Source organism: Citrifermentans bremense R1 (assembly GCF_000426865.1).
Classification (GTDB): Bacteria; Desulfobacterota; Desulfuromonadia; order Geobacterales; family Geobacteraceae; genus Geomonas; species Geomonas bremensis.
Genome location: NZ_KE384582.1, coordinates 150,350 through 160,187, shown reverse-complemented (window position 1 = coordinate 160,187; position 9,838 = coordinate 150,350). Strand labels below are relative to the sequence as shown.

Annotated in this window: 9 protein-coding genes and 1 pseudogene; 3 read left to right on the top strand and 7 right to left on the bottom strand. The window is 51.9% G+C overall.

The features are described 5' to 3' along the window. Window positions 1-281 (top strand): integrase core domain-containing protein (locus tag K419_RS0121380; protein ID WP_026843310.1); only part of this gene is annotated, 281 nt, incomplete at its 5' end. Here K419_RS0121380 and K419_RS22660 read toward each other — a convergent pair. The 5 genes and pseudogenes from K419_RS22660 to K419_RS24480 all read right to left on the bottom strand — a co-directional run. Beyond that, entirely contained in the window at window positions 278-2,605 is a 2,328-nt protein-coding gene (locus tag K419_RS22660; RefSeq protein WP_198013140.1) for a type I restriction endonuclease subunit R, read from the bottom strand. The genes K419_RS0121380 and K419_RS22660 overlap by 4 nt on opposite strands. Continuing rightward, on the bottom strand, window positions 2,602-3,825 hold the full coding sequence (locus tag K419_RS0121370) for a restriction endonuclease subunit S (RefSeq protein ID WP_026843309.1): 1,224 nt from the start codon (window positions 3,823-3,825) through the stop codon (window positions 2,602-2,604). The genes K419_RS22660 and K419_RS0121370 overlap by 4 nt, the downstream gene beginning before the upstream one ends. Next, complete coding sequence (locus tag K419_RS0121365) at window positions 3,822-5,399, bottom strand: type I restriction-modification system subunit M (protein WP_026843308.1); 1,578 nt, start codon at window positions 5,397-5,399, stop codon at window positions 3,822-3,824. The genes K419_RS0121370 and K419_RS0121365 overlap by 4 nt, the downstream gene beginning before the upstream one ends. Before the next feature lie 360 nt (window positions 5,400-5,759). Beyond that, complete coding sequence (locus K419_RS24350) at window positions 5,760-5,918, bottom strand: hypothetical protein (RefSeq protein WP_264175626.1); 159 nt, start codon at window positions 5,916-5,918, stop codon at window positions 5,760-5,762. A 12-nt stretch (window positions 5,919-5,930) separates the two neighbouring features. Further along, window positions 5,931-6,005, bottom strand: a pseudogene (locus K419_RS24480) (hypothetical protein); the annotation flags it as partial. Window positions 6,006-6,011: 6 nt separating this feature from the next. Between K419_RS24480 and K419_RS22935 the strand changes: the two are divergent. Both K419_RS22935 and K419_RS0121350 read left to right on the top strand, forming a co-directional pair. Next, a complete protein-coding gene (locus K419_RS22935) occupies window positions 6,012-6,335 on the top strand; it encodes a helix-turn-helix domain-containing protein (protein ID WP_051293173.1) in 324 nt (107 codons plus the stop codon). 77 nt (window positions 6,336-6,412) lie between these two features. Then, window positions 6,413-7,723: an Arm DNA-binding domain-containing protein gene (locus tag K419_RS0121350; protein WP_026843307.1), complete on the top strand. Its 1,311-nt coding sequence runs from the start codon at window positions 6,413-6,415 to the stop codon at window positions 7,721-7,723. Window positions 7,724-7,955: 232 nt separating this feature from the next. Here K419_RS0121350 and K419_RS22650 read toward each other — a convergent pair whose 3' ends face one another. Together K419_RS22650 and K419_RS22645 are read right to left on the bottom strand one after the other, a co-directional pair. Further along, window positions 7,956-8,627 (bottom strand): hypothetical protein, encoded by a 672-nt coding sequence (locus K419_RS22650; protein ID WP_035497741.1) that lies wholly within the window; start codon window positions 8,625-8,627, stop codon window positions 7,956-7,958. A 12-nt stretch (window positions 8,628-8,639) separates the two neighbouring features. Further along, window positions 8,640-9,095 (bottom strand): Panacea domain-containing protein, encoded by a 456-nt coding sequence (locus K419_RS22645; protein ID WP_051293171.1) that lies wholly within the window; start codon window positions 9,093-9,095, stop codon window positions 8,640-8,642. Between the last annotated feature and the right edge of the window lie 743 nt (window positions 9,096-9,838).

Genomic DNA, 9,838 nt, shown 5'->3' with positions numbered 1-9,838 from the left:
GCTCACAGTATGCCAGTGGCGACTTTCAGAGAATGTTGGAGAAATACGGCGCTATTTGCAGCATGAGCCGCAAAGGCAACTGCTGGGACAACGCGCCGGCAGAAAGCTTCTTTGCCGTTCTCAAAAGAGCCTTGGTCTTCCACAACCAGTACGAAACCCGTGTTCAGGCACGGCAGAGCATTTTCGAGTACATCGAGCGCTTCTACAACCGAAAGAGGATCCACTCCTCACTGGGGTACCGGACCCCTTACGAGGTAGACCAACTCAGCCTTGCCGCTTAACTGACTGTCCACGAAACCGGGGCATTTCCAACTCGCTGCTGGTACTCCTTGTAGTACTCAGCGTAAGGCTTCAGGAGTACGATCCCCTTGGCATCGTTGTTGCCGAACAGGGCAAGAGCGTCGTTGGTTTCATGTTCGAGATCGCGGAAGGAAACGATATTGCCATAGGTCTTTACGGAGTTGAGGATGCGGTTGGTGCGCGAATATGCCTGGATCAGCCCGTGCGCACGCAGGTTCTTGTCAACCCATAGGGTGTTGAGAGTGGTGGCATCGAAACCGGTCAGGAACATGTTGACGACGACAACAAGATCCAGCTCGCGTTTTTTCAGGCGCAGCGACAAGTCCTTGTAGTAGTTTTGAAACTTTTCAGCTGAGGTGTCGAAGCTCGTGCCGAACAGGGCGTTGTAGTCTCTGATCGCAGCATCCAAAAAATCCCGTGAGCTTTGATCCAGCCCTTCGGCTTCGAATTCCTCCTCGTTCAGCAGTCCATCGGCTTCTTCCTCGTTGGCAGCAAAGCTGTAGATCAGGCCAACCTTGAGACGCCGCGCGGACGGCAGCTCTTTTTCCTGCTCGGCAAACTCAGCGAAGTAGCGTTTAGCCGCGTCGATGGAGGCAGTGGCGAACAGGGAGTTGAATCCAGCTAGCCGCTTTCCGTCGTGGCGGTAGGAGGCGGTACGCTTCGTTTTCTGATCAAAATGGTCTCGGATGTAGCTCACCACCTGCGTGATGCGCTCAGGGGCCAGCAGTACCCGCTCCGTGTCGATGGCCGGCACCTTCTTATCCTTGATATTCTGGGATGTCTTGATGGTGTTGATATAGTCGATGCGGAAGGGCAGCACGTTTTTGTCGTTGATGGCGTCGACAATCGTGTAAGTGTGCAGCTTGTTCCCAAAGGCCTGCTCGGTGGTGCGCCGTAAAGGGTTGCCGTGGCTGCCCGCGTTGTCGGCAAAGATCGGCGTGCCAGTGAATCCGAAAAGGTGGTAGCGCTTGAAGACCCGGGAAATTTCAGAATGCATGTCGCCGAACTGGCTGCGATGGCACTCGTCGAAAATCACCACCACATGTGCATCATAGACCGGGTGCTTTTTGTTCTTTGCCACAAAGCGGCTGAGTTTCTGGATGGTGGTGATGATGATGCGCGCATTCGGGTTTTCCAACTGCCGTTGCAGCACCGCCGTCGAGATGTTGGAGTTGGCCGCCCCTTTTTCGAAGCGCTCGTACTCACGCATGGTCTGGTAGTCCAGATCCTTGCGATCCACCACGAACAGCACCTTGTCGATCTCCGGAAGAGCCCGGGCCAGTTGCGCCGCCTTGAAGCTGGTCAGAGTCTTGCCGCTGCCGGTGGTGTGCCAGATGTAACCGCCCGCGGTGGTAGTGCCCAGTTGCCGGTGGTTGGTACTGGTAGCGATGCGTTGCAGAATCTGTTCAGCCGCCACGATCTGATAGGGCCGCATGACCAGCAGCTTGCGGTCTACGTCGAACACGCAGTATCTGGTCAGGATGTTCAGCAGTGTGTGCTTGGCAAAAAAGGTTTTGGTGAAACCGGTCAGCTCCGTGACGGGGTGGTTCTTTGCGTCGGCCCACCAACTAGTGAAGGAAAAGCTGTTGGAGGTCTTCTGGCGTGAGCGTTTGCTCCTCTGCTCGGCCAGGTGGCCGTGGCGCACCGTGTTGCTGTAGTACTTGGTCAGCGTACCGTTACTGATGATGAAGAGCTGTATGTATTCGAAGAGGCCGGAGCCCGACCAAAAGCTGTCGCGCTGATAGCGATTGATCTGGTTGAATGCCTCCCGAATGTCGACGCCCCGGCGCTTCAATTCCACATGCACCATAGGCAGGCCATTGACCAGCACCGTCACGTCGTAGCGGTTGGCACGCTCGCCTTCAGCCTCGTACTGGTTGATGACCTGCAGGCTGTTGTTGTGAATATGCTGCTTGTCGATCAAGTAGATATTCTTGGCCGTGCCATTGTCGCGCTTGAGCACCTGAACATGGTCTTCCTGGACGCGTGCGGTCTTCTCCAAGATGCCGTCATTGGCACCGGCAATGCAGGTGGTGAAAAATCGGCCCCATTCGATGTCAGAAAATTCGATTTTATTGAGCAGTTCCAACTGCCGGCGCAGGTTGGCGGTCAGATCAGCCTCCGAGGTGATCGGCAGATACTCATAGGCCTGCAACTGCAATTGTTTGATAAAGGCTTTTTCCAGCTCGGCCTCAGACTGGTAGGCCGTCTCACGTACCCCGTCCGGCAGGAATTCAGCGACAACTGTGCTTTCGTTAGAAAGCGCTATCGGTTCGATGCGGTACGGCGCGAGGTCCTCGGTCATGCAGCCTCCCGGAAACTGAGTAATCGGTCGCGGTAGTGCGCATACTGCTGGCGGCGGGCCTTGATCTCAGCAGGCAGGCCGTTGGAGAGATCGTTCACCATGGCGTCAAACTTGTCGAGGATGTCGACGATGCGTTCTTGAACATCGAGTGGCGGGACAGGAATGTGGATCTTGGAAAAGCCATCCATCAGGAGGGTGTTCACCTTCGTACGAGCCACATATTTCGCCTTTTCTGCTATAAATGAAGTTGTTTGCATGCAGTAAGAAACGAACCTTGGATTCATCGAGTGGCGGAATGCATAGCAGTGGTCATGTATCGCAACGTCTTCGGTGCCTATCCACGCGACGGCTTTACCAACATCTTCGACAGTTTCGCCAACATCTGTAATGACCACATCTCCTGGCTTGGCGAAACGCAGAGTTGCTTTCATCTCAGCCCGTACATGCGAAATAACTTTATTCGCTGAAGTGCCGTAGTGGGTGTAAATCTCACCATAGTGGATGCAGGCCACTCCCTTCTCAGCATAGTCCGCTTTTGTGAATCGACGCCCGCGAATGAACTTCCCGACTTCGGCCATCGTCGCCCAGCGAACATCCTGATCGCTAAAGGCGAGCAGCGCATCGCGGTAGTATTGGTACTGCCGCCGGCGCGCCTCCAGCTCCGCCTCCAGCTCCGCCTCCAGATTGGTAAAAGCGTCAAGCACTTTCACGATTTCGCGCTGCACTTCGAGGGGTGGGACGGGAATCCGAAATTTGGCCATACTCTCGCCAGAAATCCGCTTTACCTTCGCGCCCGTAATGTGGTGCATTTTTTGTGCACGAAACTGCTCGGACTGGAAAAAATATGCAACGTATTTGGGCTCAAGCATGTGGCGATATATATAGGCATCCCCGCTGATGGCAATGTCTGCTTCGCCAAGCCAAGCGACCGCCTTGCAAACATCCGCGTCGTTTTCGCTTGTAGTTGCGATTACCAGATCGCCGACCCGCGCCCTTCGCAGTTTTTTAGCTAGTTCAGGGGAAACGAATGATTTAGTCTCGGTAGCCCAAACACCATAATGGGTGTATAGCTGCCCGTAATGAATTGCACCAATACCTGACTCGGTCAAATCTTTTTTTTGAAGGCCATTACCGCGTGCGAACACACCAACATCACCCAGTGTTTTATGCTCCACTCCCCTCGGGCAAAGCTCGGCAATCAATTGATCCATCTGGCTCATGCCTGTTCACCTTCCAAATCGGCAACGATGGTATCGATCTGCATCCTCAGTTCCGTTTGCCTTGCCACGATTCGGGCGATCTCGGCATTCAGCACTTGGATGTCCACAGTCTCACGGGTGTTTTTCTGCTCAACATAGGAGGAGATGGCGATGTTGTAGCCATTCTCCGCGATGACGGTGTTGTCCACAAGCCGTGCAAAGTGATCAATGCCTTTTCGTGCAATAAAGGCATTGAGGATTTTTTGCTGGTTGGCGTCCGTGAGCTTGTTCTTGTTGCCGCTACGAACAAATTCGCTGCTGGCGTCAATGAACAAGGTGGCGTTGTCGTGCTTGGATTTTTTCAGCACGATGATGCAGGTGGCAATGGTGGTGCCGAAGAAGAGATCCGGCGGTAGCTGGATGACTGCATCGACATAGTTGTTCTCGATCAGGTACTGGCGGATCTTCTGCTCAGCGCCGCCGCGATAGAGCACGCCGGGATATTCTACGATGGCCGCGGTGCCGTTCACCGCCAGCCAGGAGAGGATGTGCATAGTGAAGGCGAGATCCGCTTTGCTCTTGGGTGCGAGCACACCGGCCGGAGAAAAGCGCGGATCGTTGATGAGCAACGGGTTGGCGTCGCCATCCCATTTGATCGAGTACGGCGGATTGGAGACGATGGCCTCAAACGGCTCATCATCCCAATGCGCCGGGTCGGTGAGTGTGTCGCCGTGGGCGATGTCGAATTTCTCGTAATTAACGTCGTGCAGGAACATGTTGATCCTGCATAGGTTATAAGTAGTCAGGTTGATTTCCTGGCCGAAGAAGCCCTGGCGCACTTTGTCGTGGCCCAGCACTTTGTCGAAATTGAGCAATAGTGAGCCGGAGCCGCAGGCAGGGTCGTAAACCTTGTTGACCTCATTCTTACCAACGACGGTGATGCGTGCGAGCAGCTCGGAGACCTCTTGCGGGGTGTAGAACTCGCCGCCCGATTTCCCGGCGGTGGAGGCATACATCTGCATCAGGTATTCATAGGCATCGCCGAAAAGGTCGATGGTATTGTGCGAGAAGCCACCACCGTTGCTCAAAGGCAGGTCGCCGATGGCGTCGAGCAGTTTGACCAGCTTTTCGTTGCGTTTGGCAACTGTGGGGCCGAGTTTGCCTGAGTTGACATCGAGGTCGTCAAACAACCCCTTGATATCGTCCTCACTCTCCGCGCCGTTTGCGGAACCTTCGATATTGGTAAAAACCCGGCTCAGGGTTTCGTTGAGGTTGGCGTCATGGCGCGCTCGCGCCCGCACATTGCCGAAAAGGTCCGAGGGCAGGATGTAGAACCCCTTTTCCTTGACCGTCTCGGCGCGTCCGAATTCGGCATCGGCATCACTCAAGCAGGCATAGTCAAATTCCGGATCGCCTGCTTTGCGCTCTTGTTCATTGAGGTAGCTGATCAGGTTCTCGGAGATAAATCGGTAAAATAACATACCCAACACATAGGTTTTGAAGTCCCAGCCATCAACACTGCCACGCAGGTCGTTGGCGATGCGCCAGATGGTTTTGTGGAGCTCAGCCCGCTCGGTTTCCTTGTTGTTGCTCATTTAGCCTATTCCTATCTCGTTTTGTCAACTGCGCCGCCAGTCTTCAGCCACTCGTCTTCTCCGTCCTACTTAAACTTCCAAAGCCGGCCCTGCGATGTGCGCATTGGTGTCGCAGCTGGCACCCGATAATGAACTTGCGGATCGGTCCCAGCGGCGCTTCGTGTCCCGAAAGAACTGGATCCCAAAGCGGTACGGTGAAAAAGGAACAAAAAAACCGCCTGTCAGCTTCATGCCAACTTGGCGGCTTTTTCCCATAGTGTCGAAGGCCTTTGCTCCTAGAGGCGTTTAGTCACTGCCACGGCATCAATACTTCATTTCCTCTCTAATGTCAAGCCCTTAGACTCCGTACTCGAGGTAGAATTACTGCAGCATCGCCTTCACAACTTTGTATACCAACCTCAGTTTCTCCTCCCCTGCGCCCTCAAGCAGCTCCTGAATCGTTTTCACATTAACCATCTCCTCTTCAAAGTGCTCGAACTCAAAGAATTCCTTCACCGGAACATCAAGAGCCTTGGCCAAGGTTTCAAGCGTTTCAGGGTAAGGGAAGGTCTTGCCGGTCTCCAGCCTACTGATGTGCTTGGCGTCTAGATTGACTCTTTCAGCAATGTCAGCTTGGCTAGCCCCGAAGTGCTGACGGTTGAGCAGTTTGCAGAAAAGATGATGGTGTCCCGTACCACCGTATTCGGCTGGTTGAAAAGCGGGGTTTTAAAGGAAGGTGTCCACTACATCCGCCTCGGCCGAATCCTCCGCTTCTGCTGGCGGGAGAGCCTTTTCTTCCAAGGCCAGCAGAAGCCGATCCCGGAGGATGAAGGCCAAGCCACTCAACTGCCGGTGCTACGAAGTGAGCACGATTCACAGCGAGGCGCAGCCTCGGTCCCAGGCCCGGGGTTGACTGTCGGTAGGGGCGCAGCCCCGGCCATCAATCTCGACTATTGAATATTAGAGGAAATGCCGCTATTCTCCGCACCGGACTTAGACACACTGAAGGGAGGGTAACGACATGAGGACATAACATGAGAATGAAGAAAGGCAATCTAGCCATCGAGACACCAGTCAAGGAAACCGGAGCCATCAAGAGGCGTAAAGGCTCTAAAAAACTCTATGTCGATTTCTACTACTTCGGCCACCGGATCACCCGGTCAACGGAACTTGACGACACCCCAGCCAATGAAAGGAAGGTTCGCGCCTTTCTCAACAGGATTACGGAGCGGATCGAGAACGGGACCTTCAAATTTGCCGAAGCGTTCCCCGGCTCCTCGGATCAGGAAAAGGCATACTTTACCCAGAAGGAAGGCAGGGAGTATCGACCGGAACCGCATCAGGTGTTGTTCGGTGATTACGCTAAAGAGTGGATGCAGACCATTTACCCCACTTTCGGCTCACCGACCAAGCGGAACGATTACAAGGAAGCTCTTGAATCGCGTATCCTGCCCCACTTCCAGAACTTCACCTTTTACCAGCTGACCAGCATAGAGCTTTTCAAGTTCACAGAGTCACTGGTAAGGCAAAAGGGGAAGGACAAAGGCAAGCCGCTTTCAACGGCTCGAAAGGTGAACCTCCTGATACCCTTCCGGGCCATTTGGAACGATGCCTGCGATCATTACCGCTGGATATTGAAAAGCCCCTTCGACAACCTAAAAAAGAAGCTGCCGAAGACAGAGAAGAAAGAGCACACCGTCATAAGGCTTCACGACTGGCTCAAGTTCCTTGATAACCTTGAAGACCATTACCTGCCCATTGCCGAAATGATGATCCTTACCGGGATGATCCCTTCCGAGTTGGGAGGCCTGAAGCGGGATGACATTGAAGGAGATTACATCAACGTCAGAAGCTCCTATGTCCTGGGGGAAGAAAAGAAGAGCCTCAAGACCGCTTTCAGGAAGAGGCAAATCGTCATAACCCAGGCCATCAGAGAACGGCTGCAGACCATCCTTGACCGCTCCTCTTTCCCCTACGTCTTTGTTATGGACGATGGGAAGAGATTCAACAGCAGCCGATTCAGCAAACTATGGCAGAAGGCCGTATTAAAGGCGGGGATCCCTTACGTGACCTCCTACTCTGCACGGCACTCCTTCGCAGCCTGGAGCCTCATTATCGGTGTTAATCCGCTGAGGCTGGTAAACCTGATGGGACATGCCAGCAAACAAATGGTCTACGAGGCGTATGGGAATTACGTTGAAGGCCTGGAGGATGACGCGGAGGAAATGCTTGATTACTTCGGGCGGGACTTCGTGCTACCCCGGAAAAGCAAATCCCCGGTTCCGTTTAGGGACAGTACCGGGGACAGTCTTAGAAGTTCCGCTCTAACTACTGGAACCATTTAGTATTAATTGGAGCGGGAAACGGGATTCGAATCCACCGCAGTCGCATCCACTCCGGGCCTAGAACAGCCAGCAAAACATTGACATTTATACTACTTAGATCCCACCATTCGGTCGATTTTCGTTTGCAAACGTTCAACCGATAACACCGGCTACCATTGTATTGGTCAAACTTTGGTCAAAGCCGAATCATGAAAAGGCTATGCGGGCTATGGGACCACCCCCATGAGCTGTTTCAGTTAGTTTCTATCTCTAGCATCTGCATCAATTCTTCGTTCTCTACTCTTAGAGCTTCGTTGTCAGCAGCCAAAGAGATGTTTAAATCTCTAAGCCTTTTGAACTCCTCTGGAGAGAATGGCTTTACTTCTTGAACATCTTTCGGCAATTTAATAGGCCGTTTTTTGCCGTCGACCATGCCGGGAAAGAGGTTATGTGCAGGGTCAAACCATACGACGTGAAACTTGTTGGCGAACAAAAAGCCATGAATCCGTCCAGAGTTTTTCGCAACCATCAGTTCGAATGAATCTTTCATCATCTCCTCAGCCTGTTTTTGAAGCTCACTTGAGCTGTCTACTTGTTTTTTAAATGAGGACTTGACCTTTTCTACGACTGATGAAGGAAATGATGTTTGGGTGATATACTTCGCATTTTTCCAACTAATGCACTTAGGATTTAAAGAAGGATGAGTCTGTAGTTTAATTTGATCAGCTGTTGACTTCTTAATTTCACAAAAAGCGTCGAAAAGATGCCGATAGTACGCATCGTTTAGTCCGTGTAGGAAAAAAATCTCTGTTTCCCAGTCAAGATAATCAAAACTGACTGAAAGTTTTTCTTTCTCGACAGCCTTAAATGCCTTCTCGGAGATATTTTTTACTTTGTCCGCAAGTTTATTGCCGGGCTTTGCCATAGACTGTTACTTTTACTGGAGTTGTTTTTTGAAATACGCCTCCATAGAGGCTTTGGTAACAACAGCATTGGAGCCTTCTGTATCAGGAATGCCTCCACGAGCGTTAACCCAAGGATCTTCACGATGAGTCATGGTACTTAACGATGCACCATCGAATCTACCGTAAGACTGAACAATCATAGTAATAAACTCTACCTTAGCTTCATCAAGGCCTTCGACTTCAATTTCATCATCGATAGCCTTCCACCCACAATGTTTGTATTTCTGGTACAAGTCGCGGACTACAGGACCATAAACCCATGCTTCAAAGTCATCAGAAAACAACTCTGTTCCTCGATCAGCTAAATATATGCCCTGAGAATAGTAGCACAACTTTTGTAACTTCATTGGACTTGGACTTTCCTCAAACAGAGCTCGGTGAAGCTTAATTATTTCGCCAGAAATTTTCTCAAGGTCTGCAGAAAGCATTACCCACCCCCGCACGGCTAAGCATCATGCCGAAGATATTCCATTTTCGGATTTAAAGCTAGCATATCTTTAGAGCAAACTTCGCTTCCACGCGACATTTTACCACAGAATATTAAAATTTCTATACTGTTAAATGCCGCTTTCAATTGACGAACTGAATCGGTTTGAGTGACCAACCTGTCCTTCGGTGGGCGCGAGGCTAGGTTCTCGTCCACACCGGGGCATACCTGTTTCAGCCCCATGCAAAAACCTCAAAGAGAGGATGTAACCGCTTAGCTTACCTTTCACCAGCCAATTACGTAAGGGGCAAAGACACCCTAGCAAACCCCCACGCCCTAGACATGGCTTACCGAGGTGGATTCGCTAGCGCACCCGCGACAAACTCTATTAGACCATGCTTGTCTTTTATGAAATCTAAAACAGAATGTTGAACTCCTGTAGGTTTGTCAAATTTGAACTCTATGTCGATACATCCTTCTTTATTAGTTATGTAGTTAGCCGATGAAGGATATACTTCCGTGAACGAAGCTATTATTTGGTCAATGTCTTCGCCGGCATGTCTAAATCCAATAAGAAAAGAAAGCGTAGGCGGAAAAGGCACCCTTATTTGAGACATAGTTCCCGCTCCTATAGGAGCTGCAGGAACTGGGGGTGTTGCACCAGCCGGAGCAGGCGGAGCCAGGGCTGGAGCAGGCGGAGCCAGGGCTGGAGCAGGCGGAGCCGGGGCTGGAGCAGGCGGAGCC

What these genes read in the sequence shown, in the direction of transcription:
- K419_RS22650 (WP_035497741.1), bottom strand. Translation starts at nt 8,627, where the DNA reads ATGGCAAAGCCCGGCAATAAACTTGCGGACAAAGTAAAAAATATCTCC.
- K419_RS0121365 (WP_026843308.1), bottom strand. Translation starts at nt 5,399, where the DNA reads ATGAGCAACAACAAGGAAACCGAGCGGGCTGAGCTCCACAAAACCATC.
- K419_RS0121350 (WP_026843307.1), top strand. Translation starts at nt 6,413, where the DNA reads ATGAGAATGAAGAAAGGCAATCTAGCCATCGAGACACCAGTCAAGGAA.
- K419_RS22660 (WP_198013140.1), bottom strand. Translation starts at nt 2,605, where the DNA reads ATGACCGAGGACCTCGCGCCGTACCGCATCGAACCGATAGCGCTTTCT.
- K419_RS0121370 (WP_026843309.1), bottom strand. Translation starts at nt 3,825, where the DNA reads ATGAGCCAGATGGATCAATTGATTGCCGAGCTTTGCCCGAGGGGAGTG.
- K419_RS22645 (WP_051293171.1), bottom strand. Translation starts at nt 9,095, where the DNA reads ATGCTTTCTGCAGACCTTGAGAAAATTTCTGGCGAAATAATTAAGCTT.